Genomic DNA, 25,846 nt, shown 5'->3' with positions numbered 1-25,846 from the left:
GTGAGCCGATGTCTAAGGTGGATACCGCGTGGTTGCGCATGGAACGGCCCACCAACCCGATGATGATCACCGGTGTGTTGATGTTCGCCGAGCCGCTGCAGTTGGCACAGTTGAAAAAGATTATCCAGCAGCGCTTTCTTTCGTATGCGCGATTTCGGCAAAAGCCGGTTGAAAATGCCACCGGCGCACAGTGGGTGGACGACGAGCACTTCGACTTGGATTGGCATGTGCGCTTATCTGGCCTGCCAGGACGGCCGGGGAAGTCTTCGGAAAAGCGCGCCCTGGAACGCTTCGTCAGCAATTTGGCATCCAGTCCGTTGGACCCCACCAAGCCGCTGTGGCAATTTCATTTGGTCGAGCGTTATCAGGGCGGGTCAGCATTGGTGGCGCGTATTCATCATTGCTATGCCGATGGCATTGCCTTGGTGCAGGTCTTGTTGTCATTGACCGATACCAGCCGTGAGCCCAAACCCAGTGCCCGCCTCGACAAGGCTTGGCTGAAGCACGAAGCCGCTCCGGTGGCGCGTCGCGTGGGCGCGATGCAGCGCTACATGAAGCTGGGCGGCAAGGCACTGGAGCAGGGCATGGCGATGATGCAAGACCCCTCGCTGGCCACGTTGCTGGCCAAAGAGGGGGGCGATATTGCCAAGGAATTGGTGCATGCCTTGGCGCTGCCGGATGACCCACCCTCGATGCTGCGCGGCAAGCTGGGTGTAAGCAAGCGCGTGGCGTGGGCCGAACCGCTGGATCTGGAAGAGGTCAAAGCGGTGGGTCGTGCCTGCGGCAGCACCGTCAACGATGTGTTGATGGCGGCCGCTGCCGGGGCCTTGCGCAGCTACATGCTGGAGCGCGGTGAGCCTTTGGACGGCATGACGTTGCGCGCCACCGTGCCGGTGAATCTGCGGCCGCTGGAGCATGCCAAGAAACTGGGCAACCACTTCGGGTTGGTGTTCCTTGAGTTGCCGGTCGGCGAGGGTAACCCGATACGGCGTTTGCAGCGGGTAGCCGACTGCATGAACCAGCTCAAAAACTCACGTCAGGCCATCGTTGCGTTTGGCCTGCTGGCCGCACTAGGCATGGCTCCGCATCCGGTGCCGGAATTGGCATTGGAAATGTTCAGCCGAAAAGCCAGTGCCGTGGCCACCAATGTGCCCGGCCCGCAACAGCCGCTGTACATGGCCGGCAGCGAGTTGCGCGACATCATGTTTTGGGTGCCGCAAACCGGCTCGATCGGGCTGGGCCTGTCCATCCTCAGCTATCGTGGGCAAGTGCATTTTGGCTTGATTGCCGATGCCCGCCTGATCCCGGACCCGGATGCAGTGGTGCGGCGTTTTGGTGAGGAATTCGAGCGCTTGCTATACCTGACCATGATGGGCAGCTGGGAGTTGCCCTTGGATGCAGATGCCGCGTTTGCGCTGCTGCAGGAGACGGCATCGACTTGAACGGCGGCTTTGGTTGGGCGCGTTATCTGCTCAACCGCTGCAACACGTCATGCCAATAGGTCAGCATCCACGGGATGTTGGACGCCAGCATTTTTTCGTTGAGACCGTGCGCAAAGGTGTCGTTGGCTTTGGCAAAATCGGGCGACACGCCATAGCTGGGCACACCAGCCGCACGAAAATGCATGCTGTCGGTCGCCCCTGACGACATATCCGGCACGATGCTCAGCCCCGGGTAGCGCGCATGCACGCTGGCGCTCACCGCAGCCATCACATCCTTGCGCAACGGTGATGCCGGGCTTGCCACCGGCGGCGGGGGTTGCAAGGTGATGTGCACGGTTGGATCGGCAATGACCTGTTGCAAGGTGGTTTGCACTGCAGCCACCGGCGTGCCCGGGAAAATGCGGCAGTTGATATTGGCACTGGCGCGTTGCGGTAGCGCATTCAAGGCATGCCCACCCGACAAGGTGGTTGCCACGCAGGTGGTGCGCAGTTGGCCGACATAACCGGGATTGGCCGAAATGATCGCGGCGGCTTCACTGTCATCGGGGTTGGCGGCAAAGCGACGCATCGCCTCAGCCAATGGCCCTTGGTCATGCTCGCCAGCAGCGTTCAACGATGCCAGGGTGATGGTGTTGTGCTGCACCGGGAATTGATAAGCCGCCACGTGGTTCAGCGCCGTGGCCAACCGATAAATCGCGTTGTCGGGCGTGGGTGCACTGGAGTGGCCGCCCGGTGATGTCACCACCAGTTCGAAATCGGCATAGGTTTTTTCAGCCGCTTGTACTTCAAACACGATGGGTTTGAGGGCGGCATCAAACGTGCCGCCGCCGGCATCGGCATTGAGCAGGAATTCGGCATCGTGATAGCGCTTGGCCAGTTCACGGGTGGAGGCCATTTCGGTCTCTTCATCGCCAGAAAACACCAAAATCATGCCGCGCCTGGGTTTGAAGCCTTCGCGCTTGAAGCGCATGAAGGTGTTCACCACCGTCACGATCCCGGCCTTCATGTCGGCCACGCCGCGCCCATACAGATAGCCGTTTTCTTCGACCAGGGTGAACGGGTCGCGGCTCCAGTCCGCAGGGTTGGCGGCGACTACATCCATATGCCCGGAGATCAGAATCGGCTTCAGGCGCGCATCACTTCCTGCATAGCGCACCACCAGCGCAGCGGTGTGCTCCACCGGAATAATGTCGATATCGGTGTTGGCAAAGCCCGCTGCCTCCAGCTTGTCGGCCAGATAGCGCGCAAACGCCGGGACTTGCGCTTTACCCGCCACGGTCTGGAATGCAATCGCATGGCGCAGCATCTCCATCGTCTCGGGCTGTGCTTGCAAGGAGGTGGCAAGGGGAGCCGTGCTGGCGGCGGGATTGCCGGCAAAGGCCACGAGCATTCCGGCAAACAGACAGGTGCGCATCAACATGAGGGGTGGCCACGAGGTGATCAGGATGCTGCCAGCGTAGCAGCCGCGACGCGTGTTCAGTAGCGGCTCATTCTCGGAGCTGCCATTCACTTTCGGGCCAGATGAATACCACTAGCCTAGCAACGGATATTTCCCTCAGGAGCGTCGCATGTTGCACACCACATCCTTCAAATACGCCGTGTTGGCCAGCTGTTTGATTGCCTTCACCAGTGGTTGCGCCAGCTACGATGGCGGCAATGCCAATGACGATCATGCCCGTGCGAAGAAGGGTGCCCTGATTGGCGCTGCGATTGGTGTGGCGGCCGGCTTGCTCAGTGGCGACAGTGCGGTGGAACGCCGGCAACATGCGATGGTCGGTGCGGGCATCGGCGCACTGGCTGGTGGCGCCATTGGCAATTATCAAGACAAGCAGGAAGCCGAGTTGCGGCGCGAGACCGCAGGCACGGGCATTGATGTCAGCCGTGATGGCGATGTGATCAAGCTCAATCTGCCCGATGGCGTGACGTTTGATTTCAACAAGACCGACATCAAGCCGCAGTTCTATCCCTCACTCAATACCATTGCCGGCACCTTGCGTGAGTACAACCAGACCATCGTTGAGGTCAGCGGGCATACCGACAATATCGGTAGTGATGCGGTCAACCAGCGCATCTCCGAACAGCGTGCCAATTCAGTGGCCAGCTATTTGATGGCGCAAGGGTTGCAGCGCGAACGGTTTGAAATCGTCGGTCTTGGCAAGCGTTTCCCGATTGCCGACAACGCCACCGAGCAAGGGCGTTCACTCAACCGTCGCGTGGAAATCCGCTTGTTGCCGATCCGCTCGTAAGCCACTTCGGCGGTGCTAGAGTGATGGCAACTGTTGCTACGGACTTGCCATGATTGCGCAGACCTTTCAGCCCCTTGGCACCCCCGGTGTGCCTTGGGGCGATGCCGAAAAAAGCCAGTGGCGCGCGCGTCAACGCAAGCAGCGTAGCTATGCCGATGAGGTAGTGAACAGGCTCAACACCATGCTGGAAAGTTTCAAGGTGTTGCAGTACGGCGAGCTGGATTACGGCGATGATGGCCGCTACCCACTGTATGCCTTGCGCGGCAAATATTGGGACGATGCGCTGCCGGTCGCTTTGGTGACGGGCGGTGTGCATGGCTATGAAACCAGTGGCGTGCATGGCGCGCTGTTATTCGCGCAGGACTATGCCGGCGGATTTGAAGGCCGCTTGAACCTGCTGATTGCACCCTGCGTGTCGCCATGGGCGTACGAGCGCATCCACCGCTGGAACCCGCAGGCGCTGGACCCAAATCGCAACTTCGTGGCCAACAGCCCATGCGGGGAATCCAAGGCGCTGTGGGATTTGATCCAACCCTTGCGCGGCAAGTGCATCGTGCATATTGATTTGCACGAAACCACCGACTCCGATGAAGCGGAGTTCCGCCCGGCACTGGCCGCACGCGACGGTAAACCGTATGAACCTGGCACGATTCCGGATGGCTTCTATCTGGTCGATGACAGCGCCAACCCGCAGCCGGCATTTCAAGATGCCATCAACCTGGCGGTGGCCAAGGTGACGCATATTGCGATGTCGGATATGGACGGCACCATCATTGGCTCCCCAGTGGTCGCCGAAGGCGTGATTCGCTACCCGTTGGTGGAATTGGGCCTGTGCGCCGGGATCACCGGCGCACGCTACACCACCACGACCGAGGTCTACCCCGACAGCCCGCGCGCCTCTCCTGCGCAATGCAACCTGGCGCAGGCGGTGGCGGTAAATGCAGCGCTGACGTTTGCGTTGGCAATGGGGTGATGTGGTTTCTGGCGTGCGCCAGATCCGCATTGCAAAGCGTGTTGGGGGGGTTGAAGCAGTTCGAGCAGTGCAGTTTGAGGAACCTGAATAGGCGATTGGCCGGCCTGCGGCTGGGCCCGCGTTGGCCCTGTCACGCACGGCACTTCAGGACGTGTGTGGGGTGTACGGCGTGCCGGCAGGATTCCCCGCCGGTTCTGCGAATGGAGACCTATTGCTATGAACATGCTCCGTAATTGGACAGCTGTTGTGCTGTTGCTATGCGCCAGTTGGGCCGGCGCGCAGGAGAGGGCATACAAGGAAGGGACGGTCACCGTGGTGACATCGGTGAAAGTCGTGGATGGCCAGTTCGAGAACTACATGCGTTATTTGGCGGCCAATTGGCGGCCAGTCAACGAAGAGGCTAGGAAGGCGGGTGAAATCGTGGATTACCACGTCTATGGGGCGAACCCGCGCAGCCCGCAAGAACCTGACATGTATCTAGTTGTCACCTATCCCAACATGGCCGCATTCGATGGTATGGATGCGCGGATGGAGCCGATTCTGGCCAAGCTCACCAAGCAAACGATGCAGCAGCGCGAAGATGCTGCCGGCAAACGCGTGGTGATGCGCACGATTCTTGGCTCGGAAATGCTCCGTGAGTTGGTATTCAAATAAGGGATCGGCCGTTGCTGGAAGCAACGCCTGACCGGCATGTCGAGCAGGCAGGTCGTTCCTTGCGGCCTGCCTGACGGTTCTTCTGCTTCACATGCGTCTGGCGTCATAACGTATCGTGCTGGCCGGGCGTGGGTTGCGTACGTAAAGTGCAGGTTTTCCCCAAGAGCCTTTGACCATGATCCAACGCTTAGACCCCGGCCCGCGCATGTCCGAGGCCAGTATCCATCACGGCATCGTGTATCTGGCCGGACAAATCCCGGAAACGCTGGATGCCGATATTGAGGTGCAAACTGCTGAAGTGCTGGCGGCGATCGATGATCTGCTGGCGCGTGCGGGCAGCGATAAATCCAAAATCTTGCGCGCGCAGATTTTTTTGGCCGATATCAATGATTTTGCCGGCATGAACCGTGCATGGGACGCGTGGGTGGTGGCGGGCAATGCGCCGGCCCGCGCCACGGTGGAGGCGAAGTTGGCCAACCCGGCGTGGAAGGTGGAAATTGTGGTAACTGCGGTGGTGTAGAGCACATCACCACGCCTCCATGAATGGCATCCTTCCCGCGCCCGCGATGATGAGTGGGTTTGGACCTTGATTTTCCCTCTCCCGCTTGCGGGAGAGAGTGCCTGCAGGGTGGGAGAGGTGTCAGCGAATCGGCTCGTCCAGCATCAACTCGCGCACATAGCGCACCGGCGGTGCGCCGTAGGACAGCACTTGGTCGTGGTAGGCCTTCAGGTTGAAGGCTGCGCCTTGTTTTTTCTGCATCGCTGCACGCAGGTCAAGGTGTTCTTGTGCGCCCACGAAATAGGTGGGTAGCTGCGCCGAGGTCAATTGCGCGCGTACCCATTTGCCGGCGGCTTCGCTTTCTTGCTGGAAGGCGTCGTGGGTCATCAAGTGCATGGCTTGTTCGCGGCTCCAACCATCCACCTGTACGCCTTGGTCCAGCAGGGCGTTGGCAATGGTGCGCAGGTAGAACTTGAGCTGCACCAGATGAAATAGCGGATCGTTATCCAGATAGCCTTGTTCCTGCATCATGCGCTCGGTATAGACCGCCCAACCTTCGGCAAACAAGCCCGAGCGCAACACGCCGCGCAGGGTGGAAGGGAATTTGCCCGAATGCCAGCCTTCCAGATAATGGCCGGGAATGCCCTCGTGGATCGACAGCAGGTGGATCATCTTGCCGTTGTATTCGCGCAGGAACGAATCCGACTGCGCCTTGCTCCACTCATCCGGGATCGGCGAAATGGCGTAGAAGGTCTTGAGGTTCTTGTCCAGCGGGCCGGGCGAGTCGCAATAGGCCACCGCCACGCCGCGTTGGAACTCCGGCATGAGGATCACATCCACCGCCGAATCAGGCAGTGTGACGAGATCTTTTGCGCGCACGAAATCGGTGGCGGATTGCAGTGAAGCTTTCGCGTCTTCCACCACCTTGTCGCGTGCCGGGTGGTCGGCGTAGGCCAGCTCCAGTGCGGCTTCGATGGCGGTCTGCTGTTGCGCATCGGTGGGCTTGTCGGGTAGGGCAGGCGCACCCGGCTTGTCTTTGAGCACGCTCAGCGCGATGCCGTACATCACTTCGCGCACGCGCCTCATTTCACTTTCGGCGCGTTGTTTGATGTCGGCACGTGACAGCGAAGAGGACAGTGCGAACTTCAATTTCTGGTCGTATTTTTCCGCACCAATGCGGAAGTCGCCCTTGGCATTGGGTACCAGGGTTTTATCCAGCCAGGTTTGTTGCTGGGCAACGGCTTTTTTCAGACCTTCAATCGCGGCGCGGGTGCGGTCAGCCTGGGCTTTTGGCAATTCACCCAGATGCGGGGTGATGAAGGTGTCGACAATGGAAAGGATGCCGGCGTTTTGTTTGGCCACGGTCTGCGCATGGATGAGGGGCACCCGTGCCAGGTCCAGATTGTCCCGCGCCTGCGCAAAGAGCGCAGGCAGTTTTTCCATGCGTTCTGTGGCTGCAGCAATGCGCTCGGGTAGGGGTGCAAATTCGCGGGACATCAAGCCATAGATGGCGCTACCTGCCAGCCCGCCATACACCTGCGGGTCCCACGCCCAGCTTTGCAGCACATCGATGTCCCAGATATCCGATTGCAATTGGTTGCGCAAGATCGCGGCATCGACCTGGTGTTCACGCGAGAGTTTGCTGGCATCGATGGCTTCCAGCTCGGCCAGCAATTTTTTGCTGGTGGCCACGCGCTTGAGCCGGCCGGCGGCACTGAGATCATCCAGCTGGCCATCAAAACGGTGATCCCCGATTTGGGTGGCACTCACCGGCGACAGCGCCATCCATTCGGCCAGTGTGCGCTTGGACAGATCCGCAAATTTTGCGTCCATCGGCGCATCGCTTGCCGCGGCGGTGGCCGGTGTTGCCGCAGTGGGCGGTGATTGCTGGCCGGTGCACGCTGCCAGCACGGTGGTGATGGACAGGGCAAGCAGGGTGGTGCGCATGGGGCGGGCTCCGCAAAATGGGTAATGGCACACAATACGGTCTGCCAATCGCTTGGCAACAGTGCCGGAAGGACGAACGGCACAGGCACGGCATGGGGAAGATCAGTAGGCTGTCGGCTTCCACACACGGGTAGGTGTCATGAAGCGTTCACTGTTGAGTTTCGGCATTGCCGCCACGTTGTCCATCACCAGCATGGCCGCTCTGGCCACAGGGCCGGCGACCACGCCGCAGCTGGGCAGTTTCGGGGTGGATTTGACTTCGCGTGACACTTCGGTGAAACCGGGCGATGACTTCAATCGCTATGCCAGCGGGCATTGGATCGATACCTATCAGTTGAAGGATTACGAGTCTTCGTACGGCGCGTTCAACGAACTGCGCGACCGTTCGGAAGATCAGGTGCATGCCTTGATCGACGGGTTATTGGCGCGCAAGGATTTGCTGCCGGGCAGCAATGGCCAGAAGCTGCGCGACTACTACACCAGCTACATGAATCGCACTGCGCGTGATGCCGCCGGGATCAAACCATTGCAGCCGGTGCTGACCCGCATCGCCGCGATTGATTCGAAAGCCGCGTTGATTGCAGCGTTTGCCAATGCCGCCATCGACGGCAGTGACGCGCCGCTGGGACTGTATGTTGGCACCGACCGCAAAGACCCCGACAGTTATCTGGTGGGTTTGGGTGTGGGTGGGTTGGGCCTGCCGGATCGAGATTACTACCTTAATCCGGATGCCCGTTTCGTCAAGATTCGCGAAGCCTATGTGGCGCATATCCAGCGCATGCTGGGTTTTGCGGGTGTCAGCGAAGCAGACGCCAAGCCGCGTGCCGAGGCGATTCTGGCGCTGGAAACGGCGCTGGCCAAACCGCAGTGGGACCGCGTCAAGCTGCGCGACCGCGACAAGACCTACAACGTGGTGACGTTTGCACAGTTGCAGCAGCAGTACCCCGGCTATGACTGGGCGGCACAATTGCGTGCGCAGCAGATGCCGCAGCCGGTGCGCCTGAACATCAGTACGCCGGATGTCATTGGGCCGGTGATCGATGTCATCAATGCCACGCCGCTGGCGGCATGGCGTGATTACCTGACCTTCCACGCCATCGACGGCAATGCCAGTCTGTTGAGCACGCAGATCGATGAGGCATCGTTTGCCTTCAACGGCAAAGTGTTGAATGGCCAAAAAGCGCAGCGCGAAGACTGGAAGCGTGCAGTGGCCTTGGTTGGCTCCGGCAATGGGTTGGGCGAAGCACTGGGTGAGCTGTACGTGGCGCGCTATTTCAAGCCGCAAGCCAAGGCGGCCATGGATACTCTGGTTGAAAACCTGCGCGCCGCATTGCGGCAGAACATCGAACACATTGATTGGATGAGCGATGCCACCAAGGTCGAGGCGTATCGCAAGCTGTCCACGTTCCGCCCGAAGATCGGCTACCCGTCGAAGTGGAAAGACTATTCCAGCGTCACCATCCAGCCCGATGATTTGTTGGGCAATGCCATTGCACTGCGCCAGTACAACCGTGCGGATCAGAACCGTCGCATCGGCCAGAAAACCGACCGCGAAGAGTGGGGCATGACCCCGCAGACGGTGAATGCGTATTACAACTCGACCTTCAACGAAATCGTGTTCCCGGCCGCCATTCTGCAGCCCCCGTTCTTCGATGTGAATGCCGACCCTGCGGTGAACTACGGTGGCATCGGTGCAGTCATCGGTCACGAAATGGGCCATGGTTTCGATGACCAAGGTAGCAAATCCGATGCCGATGGCATCCAGCGTAATTGGTGGACAGACGCAGACCGCGCCCGTTTCGACGCACGCACCAAGGCACTGGGTGCACAGTACAACAGCTATTGCCCGCTACCCGGCCAGTGCGTCAACGGCGGCCTGACCATGGGTGAAAATCTGGGCGATTTGGGTGGCTTGTCGATGGCCTACACTGCCTATCAACTGAGTTTGAAGGGCAAGCCCGCGCCGGTGATCGACGGCCTCACTGGCGACCAACGCTTCTACTTGTCATGGGCGCAGGTGTGGCGCGGCAAGTACCGCGATGAGGCCCTGCTCAACCTGATCAAAACCAACCCGCACTCGCCGTCGATGTATCGTGCCAATGGCCCGCTGCGCAATATCGATGCGTGGTACAAGGCCTTCAACGTCAAGCCGGGCGATGCCATGTACCTGCCACCCGAGCAGCGTGTGCGGATTTGGTGAGTCTTGATGTGATGCGGGCGCGACTTTTTTGTCCGCCCGCATCGAGTATCGTGGGTCAACACCACTGGCGATACCGGAGTGCCAAATGAAACTGTCATGCCGTTGCGGACAGGTGCAGGGTGAATTCAATCCTGCCCGCAGCTACACCCGCGCCACGTGCTATTGCGCCGATTGCCGGGCGTTTGCGCGCTGGTTGGGTGGGGATGGGTTGTTGGATGCCGCGGGCGGCAGTGACATCGTGGCGATGGCGCCGGATGGCCTGCGCTTCACCCAGGGGCTGGATCAATTGGCCTGCATGTCGCTGGGCCCGCGTGGCTTGCTGCGTTGGTATGCGCGCTGCTGCCGCACACCGCTGGGTAATGTGCCGCGCAACCCCAAGCTGTATTACCTCGGCCTGCCGGTCGCCGCCATTGCCGAATCCGAGGCTGCCGTGACGGCCTGTTGCGGCGCACAGGGCCACACCATCATCAGCCCCGAATCGGCCACCGCTGCAGTCAATCCCACTCGCGGGGCACTGTTGGCCGGCACCTTGCGCATCGTCACCAAGCTCGCAAGCGCACGTCTGCGCGGCCGACGCAATGCCCTGTTGTTTGCTGCCGATGGCCAGCCTATCCGTGCGCCACAGGTGTTGTCGCTGGGGCAACGTCGGGCCTTGGCTGACGGGTGAACTGCGCAGGGCTTCGGCAAAGGCCCGCTTGAATAGCGCTATTTCCTCTGCGCCGGCTTTCCTTGCAGCGCCGCCACCGCCTCCAGCATTTGCTTGACGTGCTGGTTGGGGTTCATCGAATCAAACTCTGCGGCGATGCGGCCGTTCTTGCCGATCAAGTAGGACGTGCGGCTGGCGAGATCCGGCTTCAGCAGCATGGTGGCATCGAAGGTCTTGGCGATTTTCGCGCCGGGATCGGCGGCGACGGGGAATTTGCCGGCGCATTTTTCGGTGTCTTTCGAAAATTCAGCCAAGCGCTCCACATTGCCGGCGGTGACCCCAATCACGCTGACACCCCGTGCCTTGAATTTGTCGATAGCCTGCGAGAACGCGGCGGCCTCGGCGTTGCAGCCGGGGGTGAACGCGGCGGGAAAGAAGTACACCACCACCGGGCCCTGTTTCAGCGTGGCGGCAAGATCGAAGGTAAACGGCTGGCCAGCCAAAAACGCCGGTGCAGTGAATGTAGGGGCGGGGGTGCCGGGCTTCAGTGCGGCAAGGGCGGGCGTGGCAAGGGCAAGCGCGATGGCGAACGTGGCAATGCGGCGCATGGGGGGCTCCGAGAGAAAGATGGGCTTGGCCACTGTATCGCTGTTGCGTCGGGTTTGGGTGAGCAACGCGTCCCTGCAGGGCAGGGGCGCGTGCATGCACACGCTCAGACCACCGGCTGTGCCAGCCTGCGTGCGAATGCATGTTCGATCAACTGCCGGGTCTTGCTGTCGGCTGTGTGGGCGGCGTGTTCGATTTGCGTTCCAACGGCTTGCATCTCCTTGCCGATGGCTTGCATCGGTTGACTGGCCGCTTGCATGCGGTTGCCGACGGCTTGCATGCGCTGGCTTTGCTGCTGCACGGCACTGGATCGGGATTCGATGATGGCGCTTTGCGCTTGCATCTGTACAGCGATGGCGTCGATTTGTGCCGAGAGGTGATCCATTTGCCGTGCCAGACCGTCACGTTCGGCTTCACTGGCTTTGCGTGCGCGCTGGGCGAGTGCGGCTTGTTGTGTCGCCAGTGCGCCCTGGCGCGAGGCCAACGCATCCAACTGGGCGCTGGCTTGGTTCACTTCAGGGGTGGGCAGAGAGGCGGCCTGACGATCCATGTCCGCTTGCAGTTCGTGCATGTGCTGTTGGTGGGGCTGCATGCTTGCCTGCAGGGCTTCCATCTTGCTGTTCAATGGATCCAGCGGTGCCCATACGGTTTCGATTTGTGCCAGCAGGGCAGCATCACGCAGTACGAAATGTTGCTTGCCCCTGCGCACCAACAGGAAGTCGCCATCGATGGTGCTGCGTAATTTTTTCACCATGCGCATATCGTCCTGATCGCCGGCGAGGAGATAGTGGGTCTCGCCCTTGCGCACCATGGCATAGCCGTCATCACCGCGCTGGAAGCCAATATTCACGGCATCTTTCAGCGGAGGTGGTGCGGGTGGCGCAGGGGGTGCAGGTGGTGCGGGCGGTGCAGGTGGCTTCGGTGGCGCGGGCGGTGGCGGCGGCATCGGGTGTGTGCTGTGCGATGGGTGTGCTGCGGGCGCGGCGTGTGGGCTGTTGGCGTGTGCGTACAAGCCGGCACCGGCGAGTGCCAATCCAATCACGGGCAGGCCAAGCAGGGGCAGCAGGCGACTGCTGATATCAGCGGTTGTACGCGGGCGGAGCAGGTGCTGGATGCGGGACATGAGCTGGCCTCCTTGGGCGGCGGGTGCAAAGCAGGGGGGGGGCGTGGGGGTATCGAAGCTGCGGTCGAGTTCTGCCAAAGCGAGTGCCAAACGGCGGCCGTCACCCAGCGCGTTGGCGGCCAGTGCATCGGCAATCAGCTCGCGTTCGTTGCGGATGCGGCGGGACAGCCACCACACCACCGGGTGATAGAACAGCAAGGTTTCGGCTACGCCTTGCAGCAGGTTGACCAGATAATCGTGGCGGCGGATATGTGCCAATTCGTGCGCAATCAGGGCTTCCAGCAAAGGCGCAGGCATGTGCAGTACCAGCGATACGGGCAACAGCACCATCGGCTGCCACCAGCCCACTGCCAGCGGCGTGGCGGTGTCATTGCTCAATCGCACTGGCACTGCGCTACGCAAGCCCAAGCGCACGGCCATCCGGTGGGCACTGGCTTGCCAGACGCCAGTTGATTCGGCCCATGCGCGTTGGCGCAGGCGCGCCACCCAATACAGACCCGCGAACATGCGCAGCGCCAGGGCCCCCGCACCAGCCGCCCAGCAGGCAACCAGCCACGGTAGGGTGTCGGCAATTCGCGCAGGGGTGCTTGCGGCCAGTGACAGCCACGCTGCCGGCTGCTGCGCCGGTGCGATGGCCGATGTCGTGGTGCCCAATGCGAGTCCCAACACTGGTGCGCTGGCGGTTGCCGGCAGCAGGATCTGCCATGCCAAGGTGAGGATGGGCAGCAGCAGTGCGACCAGCAACGCCACACACGTCACGGCGTAGCGTGTGTGCGGGCGGGCATTGTCCAGCCGCGCCAATGCCAGCGCGGCCAACAGGCCCAGCAAACTGCCTTGCCAAACAAAGTGCAGCAGCGCTGCGCCCAGTGCCGGCACAAGCTGGATAAGCGCGTCATGCATCGTGGTTCTCCCGCAGGAATCGCTGGATTTCGGCGCGCTCGTCTGCACTGACCTGGCCACCACGCAATGCGGCCATCACCAATGCCTTGCCAGAGCCGGCGAAGGCTTTATGGATGAAGTCATCCAGCAATTTGTTCTGCAATGAGCCTTGCGCTTGGGTGGGTGCATAGATGTGCGCACGTTGGCGTTCGTCACGCTTGAGCAGGCCCTTGCCGTGCATGATCTGCAGCAGCCGCAACACGTTGGCGTAGGGCAGCTCGGGGCGTTCACGCTGCTGTGCCTCATGTACCTGTTTGGCCGTACACGGGCCCATTTGCCAGAGCGTGCGCAGCAATTCGAGTTCAGCGGGGGTAGGTTTGGGCAAACGGGGCGTGGGCATGCGATGGCCGAGGCTGTGCAGTGGTGGATGAGATGCAGCGCTGGGGCGGGGGGTGAATCTAGAAGATCATGTCTAGAAAAGCACGGCTAGAAAAAAATGTCTAGAAAATAATTTCTATTTCCGATGAACGGTTGGCGCTGTGCAAATGGGCTTCAAGCCAAGCCATCCGGTCATCGCAAAAACCCAATGCCATCCGGCTGCGCAGCACATTGCCCTTGGCGGGCATGGCATCACCATCAACTGCCGCAGAGGGGATCAGATAGCGCTTTCAGCGACCTGCGTGCGGTTGCGGCCATCGGCTTTGGCTTGGTACAGAGCACGATCTGCCAGCTCCATCCATGCCCGCAAGTTGTGGCAGTCCTGCGTCGGTGCCGCCAGGCCAATGCTGACCGACCCGCTCAGCTTGGGATCAGCAGGAAAATGCAGTGCCGCAATGCCGGCGCGGATGCGTTCGGCAATATCCTGGGCTGCGCTGACGGGCAGCGGCAGGGTCACTGCGAACTCGTCGCCCCCCAGTCGCCCGGCATGGCTGCCGGGCGGCAGAGTATCCAGTATGACCTGTGCGATGCCACGCAGGAGATCGTCGCCACCAATATGACCAAAGGTGTCGTTGATGTGCTTGAAGCTGTCCACATCGATCAATAACTAAGGTGGACGCGTGGCCAGCCACATGCCGCTGCAATTGCTGGTCAGCCATCTCCTGCCAGTGGCTGCGGCTTTGCAGCCCGGTCAGGCTGTCGCGGCGGCGGAGTTCGTCCAGCGCCTGATTGTTTTTTTGCACTTTTCGAATCAGCTGGTAGCTGCTGGCACTGACCACTAAGGTGTGGATCATCGTCAAGGGCAAGCAGGCCAGCAGTACGGGGGTGCTGGTGTGAATGTCGAAATGCAGGCCGGAAATGCCAATCGCAATGACCAGGGCAGCAAGTGCCCCGAGCAATGACCGCCACCATAGGCCGCGAATGCCGGTATTGAGCTTGTCGGCGGTGGTGACCGTCAGCAGCAACGCGGACGGCAGCAGGTTGAAGTGCATGATCGGTAGCAAGGTGGCTGCCAAGGCCGAGTCGATAACGAAATTGTGCAGCTCCGATGTGCTTGGGTCAGGGCTGTGGTGCGATTTCAGGAATGCCAAGTGCGGCCACAGCAGGCCACACACCGCAATCCACGCCCATGATGGCCAGCTGGCATGTAGTTCATGCAAGACCAGTGCCGCTGGAAGGATCCCCAGCCCCATGCCCAGTGTGCGCAAGCGATAGGTGCGCAAGTACAGGCGTTGCATGCGCTGCGACGGTGGCAGTTGCTCTTGCATCGCGGGTGCGCGTTCCGTCATTGCCTGATCTGAGTCATCAACGATGGCCAAGTGTGCGCAAAGCGTGCCCGCAATGCCAGCGGGTGCGAACTGATAGCCTTGGCAAACGGCGGTGCAATTGCGAGGGCGTCATGGCGACCGGTTGGGCAGGTGATGGGGCGGTACAAGATCAGATCGATGCAACCGTCAAAGACGGCATCGCGCGGGCTCGCAGCCGCCTGCCCAGTGGGCCAAGCCTTGCGCATTGCGAAAATTGCGATGCCTCCATTCCGGAGGCGCGTCGCAAAGCCATTGCCGGCGTACGCCTGTGCGTGGCCTGCCAGGAGCTGCAGGATCGGGATGCCGCAGCGAATGGCGGCTACAACCGGCGCGGCAGCAAGGATAGCCAACTGCGCTGACAAAAAACGCCCGGCTTGCGGCCGGGCGTTGCAGGGTAAGCAGGGGATGTCTCAGTGGATGCTGAAGGCCAGGATCATGCCGAGGATGGCGGGCAGGATCATTGACTCGCCATTGCGATAGCTGCCGTATTGGTAGCGTCCGTAATAACCATCCCGATAGCCGCGTTCAAAGCCTTGGCGAAAGTAGTAGCGGTAGTCGTTGTAGCTCACGTACTGGCCATAGTAGCCATAGCTGCCATCGATATAGCTGTAGTTGTTGCTGTAGTCGAAGCGCCAGCGGTCGGCACGGTCGGCTTGCCCTGCGTACCAGCCTTCCCGGTAGCCATCGCGAATGGCTTGCTCCAACATCTGCGCGCCATAACTATTGGTGCTATACCAGCTGCCGCCGTAGCTGTAGCGATAGTTGTACGGCGTGTAATAGAACGGGTCGTTGTAATAGTTGTAGCGGCGTGCGTTCCAGCGTGCTTGCTCGGCTTGCCAACGGCGCCAGTAGTCTTGCTGGTAGCGGTATTGGGCATTGCGGCGGCTGCGTTCCAATTCGCGATTATGGCGGTCGTAGTCACTGCGTCGACGATATTCGTCGCGCTGCCATTGCGCTTGCTGGCGGCGTTGTTCTTCAATCCGGCGTTGCTGCTCGTTGTCGGGGATGCGGTCGTGGCGGTTGTCGCGATCATTGCGATCATTACGATCATTGCCGCGATTGCCCTGCCAATCGGGGCGATTATCCTGCCCATTGCCGGGGCGATTGCCGGGGCGATTGCCGGGGCGGCGATTTTCCTGGTCTTCGCGATTCATCGCCTGCTGCATTACCCACGCCGGGTTGCTGCGGGGCTCGTTTGCGTGTTGCTCGGCAGTGCGGCGCTGCTGGTCTTGAATACGCCGGTCTTGGTCTCGTTGCGCTTGCTCCCGCTGATCTTGTTGAACGCGTTGCTCCTGGGCACGCTGATCGGCAAACCGCTGCTGGGCGTCCATGCGGCGCTGTTCCACGCGCTGCTGGTCTTGTGCACGTGCTTCATCGCGCTGTTGCTGCTGTTGCGCTTGCCATTGCTGGCGTTGTTGCTGGGCATCGCGTTGAGTTTCACGCTGGCGCTCCTGTTGCTGGCGCGCCTGCTCACCCCAGTTCTCACGGCGCTCGCTGTCGCTGCTGCGCGGAAGGTTATTGCGCGGCATTTCGACATTGCTGTCGCGGCGCGAGATCGCCGGCGGGTCGCGGCGCGCTTCATTGTCGTTGTTGCGTGCCGGTGTGGGGGCTTCGCGGCGAACTTCGTTGCGCACCTCCTCGCGCGCTGCGCGGCGTTGCTCGCGAAGTTCTCTACGGTTGTCCTGCGATTGTTCTTGATCTTGCGGATGGGCGAATGCTGGAGTCAATACAGTAAAGCCAAGCATCGCCATGAGTATGGCGGCAGACACTTTGGATAAGGCGGGTTGGCGGTTCATGGTCTCGTCCCCCAGGCGCGAACCATTCGCGCCGTTGCGTGCAGTAAGCGGTTTTCCGGATGAATCGTTGCTGATATTTTGCCTGCATGCAAAGACCCGCAAGCGGCCATTCATTTTTTGTGAAGCGGGGCTTCAGCCTGCGTGCATGACCTAAGGCAGTGATGAGTTGCTGCCCGTTCGTGCCAAGGTAACGGCCTTTCCATTGGAACGCCCTCATGTCCCAGTTTCCATCTGTTGCAGTGCTTGCCATTGTCATGGCCGCGCTTCCTGCCGCGCATGCCCAGCAATCCGAGCTGACCGCGATCACGCGGGCCACCGGCTTGCCGCGCGCACCGGAGCAGCTGGCCACCACGATTGCTTTGGCTGATCTTTCGTTCAAGGTGGATCCGGCACGGCAATGGCTGGATGCCGATGCCCGTTTGCAGTTGCAACTGACCGGCAGTGTCAATGCGTTGGTGTTGGATCTGGATCGCAATTACAGCGTGGATGTGGTGGACGTGGACGGCAAGCCCGCACGCTGGAGCAACCCGGAAGGGCGGATGACGATTGCACTGGCCAAGCCCTTGGCTGCTGGCGCGAAAGTGAGTGTCCGTATTCGTTATGCCGGTCACCCGCACGCGGCCAGCAAGGCGCCGTGGGATGGCGGCATCGTTTGGGCCAAGGCTCCCACCGGTGAGCCGTGGGTGGGTACGGCGGTACAGGGCGAGGGCTGCGATTTGTTGTGGCCGTGCATTGACCACCCGATGGGCAAGCCGCAAGTCGTGGTGCAGCACATCAGCGTACCTGCTCCCTTGGTGGCGGCCAGCAATGGCGTGGCCGAGGGGATGCAGGAAAAGAACGGCTGGCGCACCTATCAATGGCGCGCCAAGCTGCCGGATACCTACGCCATCGCCTTGAATATCGGCCCGTACGAGTTATTGCAGGCGGACTACACATCGCGCTTTGGCAATACCATCCCGCTGCGTTTCTGGTATCTGAAAGGCAACAAGAGCAAGGCTGAGGGCTTGTTTGCGGAATTTGCGCCGATGCTGGATTTCTTCGAGGAAACCATCGGCCCATATCCGTTTGCCGATGAAAAAATGGGCGTGGTGGAAACCCCCTATCTGGGCATGGAACACCAAACCATCAACGCGTATGGCAATGACTACAAAAAGTCGGAAACCGGCTACGACTGGCTGCTGCAACACGAATTCGCACACGAGTGGTTTGGCAATCAATTGACCAATGTGGATTGGGATGATTTCTGGTTGCACGAAGGCTTTGGCACCTACATGCAGCCGTTGTATTTGCAATGGCTGCGCGGTGACATGGAATACATGGCCGCATTGATGAAGATGCGGCAAGTACTCATGTTGCGCCATCCGGTGGTGGCCGGACACACGATGACGGAAAAAGATGTCTCCGACGCCAGCCGTGGGCCCGGCAATGATGTGTATTACAAAGGCGCATTGATGTTGCACACCTTGCGCGGATTGATTGGCGATGTCGATTTTTTGCGTGCCACGCGTGAACTGGTGTATGGCACCGACACCCCGCGCCCGGGTAATTTCAAGCCTCGGTATGCCGCAACCCGAGACTTTGTAGCCATCGTCAATCGCATTACTGGCAAGGACTATGGCTGGTTTTTCGATGTCTATTTGCGCTCGGTGAAATTGCCGGCGCTACAGGCCAGCCGCAGCGGCAACACGTTGCAATTGCGCTGGGTGACCGAAGGCGACAAGCCTTTCCCCATGCCGGTGCAAGTGCGCGTGGGGCAACGTGTGCTGGAGGTGCCGATGACGGGCGGGCAGGGGCAAGTGGCGATGACTGGCGATGAAAGCTACACGCTGGATCCGCACTCCAAAGTGCTGCGTGATCTGCCGTATATGGCGGACTATCAAAAAGACATGGCTGAGCGCGCCAAAGTGATGGCGCGCAAACCTTGATGCCCTGCGGCCGAATTAATTCGGCACAGCCGGCATGGCGGCTGACCACAGCTTGGCTTCGGCTTTGCCGCCCAGCATCTGCGCGCGCACCAGCGGAATCGGTGGGCCGCCAAAGCCCAGGAATGCGTCGTGGAATTGCTTCCATGCGGTGCGTCCACCTTTGTCGCGTGTCCAGTCGTCGCGCAGTTGCATGATCATCAGCTTGCCCAGTGTGTAATTGAGGTACGCCGGATCATAGGTGCCACGTGCCGCCTGTTGGCGGGCGTTGCCGGGGTCTTGCAGGCCTTTCTCGCGGAACATGGTTTCAGATTCGGCCATGCTCATGCCGCCGGTGTGCAGGCCAATCGCAGAGACAAAGCGCACATCGCGCAGCAGCGCCTCGCTGAGTTGGCCGATATGTGCTTCCGGGCTGGCATCCCCCAAGCCGGCATCGAACATCATCTCCTCGGTGTAGTGCGCCCAGCCTTCGGCGAAGGCATAGCCCACAAACAGTTGGCCAAACCTCCAGTCCGAACGGTTGGAATGCAGGAATTGCAGGAAGTGGCCGGGCCAGACTTCATGCGATGAGGTAAACAGCAATACATCCTTGCCGGGTACATAGGCGTCCTGTTCGGCCTTCGTCCATTTGGGATCGGGCGGTGCGATGTAATACACCGACGGCAAATTCTTTTCATACGGGCCGGGAATTTCGATATAGGCAAAATTCCAGCGATTGAACGGTGGTGCTTCTTCCACCTTGGCCTGCTCCGGGCCGGGGATGGTCACCAGATCCTTGTCGAGGATAAATTGCCGCAGCGTGGCCAGTTGTGCGCGCGCACCTTCCACTGCGCCGCCGCTGGGTTTGTCGGCGGCTTCTTTTGCCACGCATTGCTGCAAGGTCTTGCCTGCGGCGTACTGCTCGCAGGCGCTCTTCAGCGCCGCAAGATTACGTGCCAGATCGGCTTCGGCTGCGGCTTTGAGCTGATCCAGCGGGATGTCCACACGCTCGGTGGCATACAGCATTTTCGCGAATTTTTCGGCACCCAGTGCAAAGTTTTGCGTGGCTTGCGGGCGCTGCGCCTTCAGCCAGTCGGCCATGGCTTGGGTGGCTTTGATTGCAGCCGCGTTGCTGGCTGTCAGTCGCGTCTGCAAGGTGCTGTCTTTCACTTCGGCAAAGATCGATGGCACATCGCTGGCGAAGAAGCTGGCATAGCCGGCAAACGCATCCACACCCAGATCAATGTACGAGGCGGGCAGTGGCAATTTGAAATTGGCTTTGATCTGCTCGATCGCCTTGGGCAGCGCTTCCTGATAGCGGATGAAAGCGTCCATGCGCTGCGCCAGCGGCGCGTAGGGGCGCGTCAGATACATGCTCGGCGACAGGTCGCCGGTGTAGAACGAGGGGTTGTTGTACGCAAAGCCCGAGTCCTCCAGCCAGAACAGCGCGCCGTCGATCACCGCCAGCGCGTAGTCGCGATGAAAGCGGCCCTGCGCGTCCAATTGCGCATCGGTGAACGCGGCGAAGGCAGCGCGCTGCGCGTGCAGCCAATCGGCATTGGCCTTGAGCCCGGCGGGGCTGTAGTCGGGCAGCTTGCCGTCGTATTCGTGCTTGCCGGCGTTGGCGGCAAATACAGGGTTGCGCTGGAAGTAGCCATCAATGAAGGCATTGACCGCCGTTTCCAGCGCGGTGTTTTGCCGGGCACCGGTTGCGGTTGTGGCGGTTGCGTCGGGTGCGGCGGCATGCGGCTGGCAAGCGGCCAAAGCGGCAGTGATGCAGGCAGTCAGGGTCAAGGCGTGCAGCGTTTGCATCACAAGCTCCGAAAGGTTGGAAGGGCGGTAATTCTGGCAGTACACACGGCAGTACTTGCGGGCAGAACTCAACGCGCCAGTTGCGTACGCAACTGGCGCACGCGATCTACCAGTTGTTCGGGCGCATACGGGCAGGCGTTGGCGGCCCCCCACACCGGACGCGGCCAGGCGATATCGGTGTGGTAGCGCGCAATCACATGCACATGCAGCTGCGGCACCAAGTTGCCCAGGGCAGCCACGTTGAGTTTGTCGGGTTTGAAGAGGGCTTTGAGTGCGCGTGCAGCGGTGTCGATTTCAGCCGTCAGCTGGGTGCGCTGCGCAGGGCTGAGGTCGATGATTTCCACTGCATCGGCCACTTTGGGAATCAAGATCAACCATGGGTGGTTGGCGTCGTCCATCAAGCGCACTTCGCACAATGCCAATTCGATGACGGGTGTGCTGTCATCAGCCAGTTGCGGATGCAGATGCCAAGCGTTCATCGCAGATGCTCCGTGAAGAAGGCCAGTGTACGCCTCCACGCCAGCGCCGCAGCATCGGCGTGGTAGGGGGGGTCAGGGTCGCGGTTGAAGGCGTGGTCGGCATCCGCATAGACAAAGACCTGGGCCTGTGGCTGCTTCTGCCGGTGCAGGTCGATGGTGGCCGGCGGGATCGCCGCATCCAGCGTGCCGAAATGGAGCATCAAGGGCGCGCCCGCAGGTTCATCCAGAAACGGCGGATTGCGCGTGGCGTAATAGCTCACCGCCGGCAGGCCCAGCCGGGTGGCGGCCAGCAGCGCCACGGTGCCGCCCCAGGAAAAGCCCAGCACGCCGACCTTGTGTCCTTCGCGCGCCAGCAGCTGCGCGGCGGTGTCGGTGGCGTCCAGCCCGCAGTCCAGGCCAAGCTGGTTGACGATGCTTCGCCCGCGGTCAGCGCCGGCCTGATCGGTTGGCAGCACCAGGCCGGGTTCGATCAGGTCGAAATACGCCGGTGCCAGCGCAATAAACCCCGCCTGCGCCAGCCGCGCACAAACCTGCAGATAGTGCGGCAGCAAGCCGAAAATCTCGTGCGCCACCACCACCGCCCCACGTGGTGCGTGATCGGGCTTGGCCAGCCATGCCTGCACGGCACCGCAGGGGGTATAGAGGGTTTGCCAATCGCCCATGCGGTTCTCCAGTCATACGGACGGTGGCGAGACCGTCGGGTGAATCGCGTAGCGGCATTTGAGCCGCGGAGCGATCACCCGGCGGTAGGCGCCGCCGCGCAATAAAGTTGGGGGCCTCACGCCTTCGCCAGAGCATTCAGCCGCACCGCGTATAATTTCGCACCTTTTCCAGTAGTCGCGCCATGTCCTTGCAGCAGCCCAAAGTCGGTTTCGTCAGCCTCGGCTGCCCCAAAGCCTTGGTGGATTCCGAGCGCATCCTCACCCAGCTCAAGGTGGAAGGCTACGACTTGGTGCAAACCTATGACGATGCCGACGTGGTGGTGGTCAACACTTGCGGCTTCATCGACAGCGCGGTGGCCGAATCGCTGGACACCATCGGCGAGGCGCTGGCCGAAAACGGCAAGGTCATCGTGACAGGCTGCCTGGGCAAGCGTGCCGACCTCATCCGACAGGCGCATCCTGGCGTGCTCTCCATCAGTGGCCCGCAGGATTATCAAAGTGTGATGGAAGCGGTGCACACCGCGCTGCCACCCAAGCACGACCCGTTCCTGGACTTGCTGCCCGACTACGGATTGAAGCTGACCCCGCATCACTTTGCCTATCTGAAAATTTCCGAAGGCTGCAATCATCGATGCAGTTTTTGCATCATCCCGTCGATGCGCGGCGATCTGGTGTCGCGACCGGTGGATGAGGTGCTGCGCGAGGCGGAAAAGCTGGTGCGCGGCGGGGTCAAGGAATTGCTGGTGGTCTCGCAAGACACCAGCGCCTATGGCGTGGATGTGAAATACGCCCCCAAGCTGTGGCGCACGGGCATGTACGAAACCCGGATGAAGGCGCTGTGCGAAGGCTTGTCGGAGCTGGGCGTGTGGACGCGCCTGCATTACGTCTATCCGTACCCGCACGTGGACGACGTGATTCCGCTGATGGCCGATGGCAAACTCCTGCCGTATCTGGATATCCCGTTCCAGCACGCCAGCCCGCGCATTCTCAAACTCATGAAACGCCCCGGCGCGGTGGATAAAACGCTGGAGCGCATCCACAACTGGCGCAACATTTGCCCGGAGCTGACCCTCCGCAGCACCTTCATTGTCGGCTTCCCCGGCGAGACCGAACAGGAATTCGAAGACCTGCTGGACTTCCTTGACGAAGCCCAGCTCGACCGCGTCGGCGCGTTCGCCTATTCGCCGGTCACCGGCGCCAAAGCCAACGACCTGCCCAACCCCGTGCCCGAAGCCGTGAAGCAGGAGCGCCTTGCCCGCTTCATGCAACGGCAGGCTGACATTTCCGCCACCAAACTCGAAGCCAAAGTCGGCAGCGTGCAGACTTGCATCGTGGATGCCATCGATGGCGAACTGGCCATCGCCCGCAGCAAAGCCGACGCCCCGGAAATCGACGGCCTGGTGCAAATTCAAGATGGCCGCGAAGCCGGCCTGCGCCCCGGTGAATTTGTGCAAGTGCGGATCATGGGCAGCGACGAGCACGACCTGTATGGCGAGGTGGAGTACAACGCTTGAGCGCGGGTTTGGCTTGAACGAATTGTTAGGCTGCCGCGAGCTTGAGCTTGCCTACACCGTGCAGGTCAACGGACTGACGTGCAAGCCAAAGATCATGTGCGTCCTGCATGGCGAGCCAACTCTCGGGGGAGCGGCCGATCGCCTTGGCGAGGCGTAGTGCCATTTCAGGCGAAATACGGCCTGTGCCGTTTAGAACACGGCTAAGCGTTGATGCAGCAACACCGAGCTTCTCGGCCAGCACACGACCGCTAATCCCGTTAGGTTCAAGGTAGATGCCAGCGATGAACTCACCGGGGTGAGGGGGATTGTGCATAGTCATTAGTGGTAGTCCTCATAATCCAGCACGTAAGCGTTGCCGTCTTGGAACTCAAAGGTGATGCGCCAGTTGCCGTTGACGGTAATTGACCAGCGACCTCGCATTTCGCCTTTCAAGGGGTGAAGTCGAAATCCTGGGATATCCATGTCTTCAATGGCCTGAGCGGTGTCGAGAGCGGTCAACTGCAACCTGAGTCGTTTGGCATGATTAGCTTGAACGCCTGATGTGATTCCAGTCTCATACAGACGCCGCAAGCCTTTATGCCGAAAGGTCTTGATCATGTAGCCAACGTATCACGTTGCGCACCATGCAACAAGCGGCTCATCTATGACATGTCAGGCTGCCAGCCTTAAAGGCACGAAACGGGCAGCATGTATGAAGTCGTTGTCAGCTGTGAGCAGTGAAAGATCATGTTCGATGCAGAGCTGTGCAATGACTGCGTCAATCGTGCCGATCTGCACGCCGTTGCGTCTGCATGTGTTGCGGAGCATCGCAGCTTGGATATATGTGTCGCGGCTTGGGTTTAGGAGGGGGAGCACTTGCAGGCGTTCAATGAGGCGCGTCTGATCTTTGCAGCCATTGCAACCGGAATGAGCAACTGGCAACCGGGCGCAAGAGCCAAGCCGCGCCGCGAAGCTGCACCCCCCAAAACCGCCCACCCCCGCCCTGCGGCCGTCCGTCGGTCATTGCTGGCATCCCGGTTGTCCCCCCGTTAAGGTTGACTCGCCAAAAAGCGAGGACGCCCCGTTGTTACAACAGCCCTTACAAAGAAGCGCCAAGCCCGCCCGGGGGTTTACCTTGGTGGAGTTGATGGTGACCGTCGCAGTCATCGGAATCTTGGCCGCGATTGCTGCGCCTAGCATGAGTGGCATGATCGACAACAGCCGGGTCACTGGGCAAACCGAAGAGATGGTTAGCGCGCTGCAATTGGCTCGAGCAGAAGCCATTCGCCGTAACGCTCGGGTTACTGTTTGTGGCGGCACTGGCGGTGTTTGCAGCGGCAGCACCACATGGGCCAATTGGACGGTTTTCGGGCTGGACAACACACTTGCAACCCCGACCAACGATGTCATTCGTGATACCGCGGTCAGCGGCAGCATGGTAATTACCGGCCCGGCTGCTGGCATTGAGTACAAACCATCGGGCTTGATCGACACCCAACAAAAAGTTGAAGTCGGGATATCGGGCAATAAGCGGTGTCTTTTAGTCTTAGTAAGTGGCGTAGTCACTGTTACCAAAGGAGCTTGTGCATGAATCGGCCAGTATTCTCTGGGGCAACGTCACGCCAAATACGCGGCATTAGCCTGATCGAGGTGATGGTATCGTTATTGATATTGGCAGTCGGTTTATTGGGCATTGCTGCGATGCAGTCGCTAGCAATTCGGGGTGGGCAAGGTTCACTAGAAAGTACACAAGCTGTCATGGCATCAAACTCCATCATTGAATCCATGCGCGCCAATGCAGGAAACGTCAGTAGCTATATTTATGATGGCACTGGCTCTTGCGGTACTGTTCCGGCCGCAGGGGCTACCGTGGCAACAAATGACATCAATGCATGGGTGAGTAACTTAAAGGCCACCGTTGGCAGTGGAGTGGGCGATACCACAACATGCGGGAAAATCGAAGGCCTGGCAGGTGGAAATTACAGGATCACCGTGCAGTGGGATGACCGTCGCGCAGGCGGTGGTCAGACTCGGCAAATGAGCACGGAGGCGCGGATATGAGCCGCAATTACAAGCCAGCACTTGCAGGTTTTGGTCTGATTGAGCTCATGATCGCGATGGTCTTGGGCCTGCTGGTCTTGGGTGCTGCGATTGCCGTTTTTCAATCCAATCAGCGCACATTCAGTGCTAATGAAGGCCAAAACCGCATTCAAGAAGGTGCGCGCGCAGCGTATGAAATAATGTCGCGTGATATCCGCGCAGCGGGAGGTACGGCGTGTTCCAAAATGGCACGCCCTGATGAAGAACACAGTTACACGACGGACGAGACAGCATTGATGACAACGCCGATCACTGGGACTGCCAGTGAGTTTACGGTTCTCTCGGGGGATGACACGTCCTATCAAATCAATGCCGCGACCACGAGCACAGTCACCTTGACCCCACCCACCTTGCCATCGGGATGGAAACTTTCAGATGCGTTCAAAGGCAATGATAAATTAGTACTTTGTAACGCAACATTGATGTATGTGGTGACTATTGGCGCGAGTGGCGTGAATGACGCAACAAACACACTGACGTTCAGTCCCGCAACACCCGCTCCGATTTATGACCCGAATATTGCACCGGAAGCCACGGTTTCGGCGGCCAAATTCCGTAGTACACGTTGGTATTTAAATGCTGGTTCCCTTTATGTAGATCGCAATGGGACAGCACAGGCAGTTGTACCTGGCGTCACAGCCAT

General features: G+C 60.2%; 26 protein-coding genes and 2 pseudogenes. 15 read left to right on the top strand and 13 right to left on the bottom strand.

The window, feature by feature from the left end:
- Window positions 1-8: 8 nt before the first annotated feature.
- Window positions 9-1,442, top strand: coding sequence for a wax ester/triacylglycerol synthase family O-acyltransferase (locus QWB57_RS04070; protein WP_223627487.1), 1,434 nt, complete (start codon window positions 9-11; stop codon window positions 1,440-1,442).
- 22 nt (window positions 1,443-1,464) lie between these two features.
- On the opposite strand, the gene QWB57_RS04065 is transcribed toward QWB57_RS04070, so the two are convergent.
- Window positions 1,465-2,856 carry a M20/M25/M40 family metallo-hydrolase gene (locus QWB57_RS04065; RefSeq protein ID WP_288968455.1) on the bottom strand — a complete coding sequence of 464 codons (1,392 nt, stop codon included), beginning with the start codon at window positions 2,854-2,856 and terminating at the stop codon, window positions 1,465-1,467.
- 271 nt (window positions 2,857-3,127) lie between these two features.
- Here QWB57_RS04065 and QWB57_RS04060 point away from each other — a divergent pair.
- The 4 genes and pseudogenes from QWB57_RS04060 to QWB57_RS04045 all read left to right on the top strand — a co-directional run.
- Window positions 3,128-3,688: pseudogene (locus tag QWB57_RS04060) on the top strand (OmpA family protein); the annotation flags it as partial.
- 49 nt (window positions 3,689-3,737) lie between these two features.
- Complete coding sequence (locus QWB57_RS04055; RefSeq protein ID WP_288968454.1) at window positions 3,738-4,661, top strand: M14 family metallocarboxypeptidase; 924 nt, start codon at window positions 3,738-3,740, stop codon at window positions 4,659-4,661.
- 216 nt (window positions 4,662-4,877) lie between these two features.
- On the top strand, window positions 4,878-5,315 hold the full coding sequence (locus QWB57_RS04050; protein ID WP_223627495.1) for a hypothetical protein: 438 nt from the start codon (window positions 4,878-4,880) through the stop codon (window positions 5,313-5,315).
- A gap of 175 nt (window positions 5,316-5,490) precedes the next feature.
- On the top strand, window positions 5,491-5,835 hold the full coding sequence (locus QWB57_RS04045; RefSeq protein ID WP_223627497.1) for a RidA family protein: 345 nt from the start codon (window positions 5,491-5,493) through the stop codon (window positions 5,833-5,835).
- 120 nt (window positions 5,836-5,955) lie between these two features.
- Here the strand turns inward: QWB57_RS04045 and QWB57_RS04040 are convergent, their stop codons facing one another.
- On the bottom strand, window positions 5,956-7,761 hold the full coding sequence (locus QWB57_RS04040) for a DUF885 domain-containing protein (protein ID WP_223627499.1): 1,806 nt from the start codon (window positions 7,759-7,761) through the stop codon (window positions 5,956-5,958).
- Window positions 7,762-7,900: 139 nt separating this feature from the next.
- Between QWB57_RS04040 and QWB57_RS04035 the strand changes: the two genes are divergently transcribed.
- Complete coding sequence (locus QWB57_RS04035) at window positions 7,901-9,961, top strand: M13 family metallopeptidase (RefSeq protein ID WP_223627501.1); 2,061 nt, start codon at window positions 7,901-7,903, stop codon at window positions 9,959-9,961.
- Window positions 9,962-10,046: 85 nt separating this feature from the next.
- On the top strand, window positions 10,047-10,628 hold the full coding sequence (locus tag QWB57_RS04030) for a DUF6151 family protein (protein ID WP_288968452.1): 582 nt from the start codon (window positions 10,047-10,049) through the stop codon (window positions 10,626-10,628).
- A gap of 38 nt (window positions 10,629-10,666) precedes the next feature.
- Here QWB57_RS04030 and QWB57_RS04025 read toward each other — a convergent pair whose 3' ends face one another.
- The 5 genes from QWB57_RS04025 to QWB57_RS04005 all read right to left on the bottom strand — a co-directional run bounded on the left by QWB57_RS04025 (window position 10,667) and on the right by QWB57_RS04005 (window position 14,248).
- On the bottom strand, window positions 10,667-11,215 hold the full coding sequence (locus QWB57_RS04025; RefSeq protein WP_288968450.1) for a peroxiredoxin: 549 nt from the start codon (window positions 11,213-11,215) through the stop codon (window positions 10,667-10,669).
- Between the two features lie 104 nt (window positions 11,216-11,319).
- A complete protein-coding gene (locus QWB57_RS04020; protein WP_288968448.1) occupies window positions 11,320-13,236 on the bottom strand; it encodes a M56 family metallopeptidase in 1,917 nt (638 codons plus the stop codon).
- Entirely contained in the window at window positions 13,229-13,615 is a 387-nt protein-coding gene (locus QWB57_RS04015) for a BlaI/MecI/CopY family transcriptional regulator (protein WP_288968447.1), read from the bottom strand. The genes QWB57_RS04020 and QWB57_RS04015 overlap by 8 nt, the downstream gene beginning before the upstream one ends.
- 100 nt (window positions 13,616-13,715) lie before the next feature.
- Window positions 13,716-13,841 (bottom strand): hypothetical protein, encoded by a 126-nt coding sequence (locus tag QWB57_RS04010; protein WP_263296630.1) that lies wholly within the window; start codon window positions 13,839-13,841, stop codon window positions 13,716-13,718.
- A gap of 29 nt (window positions 13,842-13,870) precedes the next feature.
- Window positions 13,871-14,248, bottom strand: a complete 378-nt coding sequence (locus QWB57_RS04005; protein WP_288968469.1) for a GGDEF domain-containing protein — start codon at window positions 14,246-14,248, stop codon at window positions 13,871-13,873.
- Window positions 14,249-14,273: 25 nt separating this feature from the next.
- Between QWB57_RS04005 and QWB57_RS04000 the strand changes: the two genes are divergently transcribed.
- Together QWB57_RS04000 and QWB57_RS03995 are read left to right on the top strand one after the other, a co-directional pair.
- Window positions 14,274-14,435: a hypothetical protein gene (locus tag QWB57_RS04000; protein WP_223627511.1), complete on the top strand. Its 162-nt coding sequence runs from the start codon at window positions 14,274-14,276 to the stop codon at window positions 14,433-14,435.
- A 617-nt stretch (window positions 14,436-15,052) separates the two neighbouring features.
- On the top strand, window positions 15,053-15,319 hold the full coding sequence (locus tag QWB57_RS03995) for a DksA/TraR family C4-type zinc finger protein (protein ID WP_223627513.1): 267 nt from the start codon (window positions 15,053-15,055) through the stop codon (window positions 15,317-15,319).
- Window positions 15,320-15,370: 51 nt separating this feature from the next.
- Here QWB57_RS03995 and QWB57_RS03990 read toward each other — a convergent pair whose 3' ends face one another.
- Window positions 15,371-15,856, bottom strand: a complete 486-nt coding sequence (locus QWB57_RS03990; protein WP_223627515.1) for a hypothetical protein — start codon at window positions 15,854-15,856, stop codon at window positions 15,371-15,373.
- A gap of 9 nt (window positions 15,857-15,865) precedes the next feature.
- Between QWB57_RS03990 and QWB57_RS03985 the strand changes: the two genes are divergently transcribed.
- Entirely contained in the window at window positions 15,866-16,738 is an 873-nt protein-coding gene (locus QWB57_RS03985) for a hypothetical protein (protein WP_223627517.1), read from the top strand.
- A gap of 272 nt (window positions 16,739-17,010) precedes the next feature.
- The gene (locus tag QWB57_RS03980) at window positions 17,011-18,681 is read left to right on the top strand and encodes a M1 family metallopeptidase (protein ID WP_288968444.1); all 1,671 of its coding nucleotides are present in this window, start codon (window positions 17,011-17,013) and stop codon (window positions 18,679-18,681) included.
- A 15-nt stretch (window positions 18,682-18,696) separates the two neighbouring features.
- Here the strand turns inward: QWB57_RS03980 and QWB57_RS03975 are convergent, their stop codons facing one another.
- The 3 genes from QWB57_RS03975 to QWB57_RS03965 form a co-directional block, all read right to left on the bottom strand.
- Window positions 18,697-20,469, bottom strand: a complete 1,773-nt coding sequence (locus tag QWB57_RS03975) for a DUF885 domain-containing protein (RefSeq protein WP_223627521.1) — start codon at window positions 20,467-20,469, stop codon at window positions 18,697-18,699.
- 68 nt (window positions 20,470-20,537) lie between these two features.
- A complete protein-coding gene (locus tag QWB57_RS03970; RefSeq protein WP_223627523.1) occupies window positions 20,538-20,948 on the bottom strand; it encodes an HIT domain-containing protein in 411 nt (136 codons plus the stop codon).
- Window positions 20,945-21,610, bottom strand: a complete 666-nt coding sequence (locus tag QWB57_RS03965; protein ID WP_288968441.1) for a dienelactone hydrolase family protein — start codon at window positions 21,608-21,610, stop codon at window positions 20,945-20,947. Before QWB57_RS03965 ends, QWB57_RS03970 begins: the two co-directional genes overlap by 4 nt.
- 182 nt (window positions 21,611-21,792) lie before the next feature.
- Here QWB57_RS03965 and rimO point away from each other — a divergent pair, with 182 nt between their 5' ends.
- Window positions 21,793-23,124, top strand: a complete 1,332-nt coding sequence (rimO, locus tag QWB57_RS03960) for a 30S ribosomal protein S12 methylthiotransferase RimO (protein ID WP_288968439.1) — start codon at window positions 21,793-21,795, stop codon at window positions 23,122-23,124.
- A 25-nt stretch (window positions 23,125-23,149) separates the two neighbouring features.
- Here the strand turns inward: rimO and QWB57_RS03955 are convergent, their stop codons facing one another.
- Entirely contained in the window at window positions 23,150-23,437 is a 288-nt protein-coding gene (locus tag QWB57_RS03955) for a HigA family addiction module antitoxin (RefSeq protein ID WP_288968438.1), read from the bottom strand.
- Window positions 23,438-23,442: 5 nt separating this feature from the next.
- The gene (locus tag QWB57_RS03950; RefSeq protein ID WP_288968437.1) at window positions 23,443-23,721 is read right to left on the bottom strand and encodes a type II toxin-antitoxin system RelE/ParE family toxin; all 279 of its coding nucleotides are present in this window, start codon (window positions 23,719-23,721) and stop codon (window positions 23,443-23,445) included.
- Window positions 23,722-24,253: 532 nt separating this feature from the next.
- On the opposite strand from QWB57_RS03950, the gene QWB57_RS03945 reads away from it, so the two are divergent.
- The 3 genes and pseudogenes from QWB57_RS03945 to QWB57_RS03935 all read left to right on the top strand — a co-directional run.
- Entirely contained in the window at window positions 24,254-24,694 is a 441-nt protein-coding gene (locus tag QWB57_RS03945) for a GspH/FimT family pseudopilin (RefSeq protein ID WP_288968436.1), read from the top strand.
- The gene (gene pilV, locus QWB57_RS03940; protein ID WP_288968434.1) at window positions 24,691-25,164 is read left to right on the top strand and encodes a type IV pilus modification protein PilV; all 474 of its coding nucleotides are present in this window, start codon (window positions 24,691-24,693) and stop codon (window positions 25,162-25,164) included. The genes QWB57_RS03945 and pilV overlap by 4 nt, the downstream gene beginning before the upstream one ends.
- Window positions 25,161-25,846 (top strand): annotated as a pseudogene (locus tag QWB57_RS03935) (hypothetical protein); the annotation flags it as partial. The gene pilV and the pseudogene QWB57_RS03935, both read left to right, overlap by 4 nt.

The sequence above is a fragment of the uncultured Thermomonas sp. genome (assembly GCF_937872235.1).
In the GTDB taxonomy this organism is placed as follows: Bacteria; Pseudomonadota; Gammaproteobacteria; order Xanthomonadales; family Xanthomonadaceae; genus Thermomonas; species Thermomonas beijingensis.
Note: the sequence above shows the minus strand (reverse complement) of the source record. Positions and strands in the feature narration are given on the sequence as shown.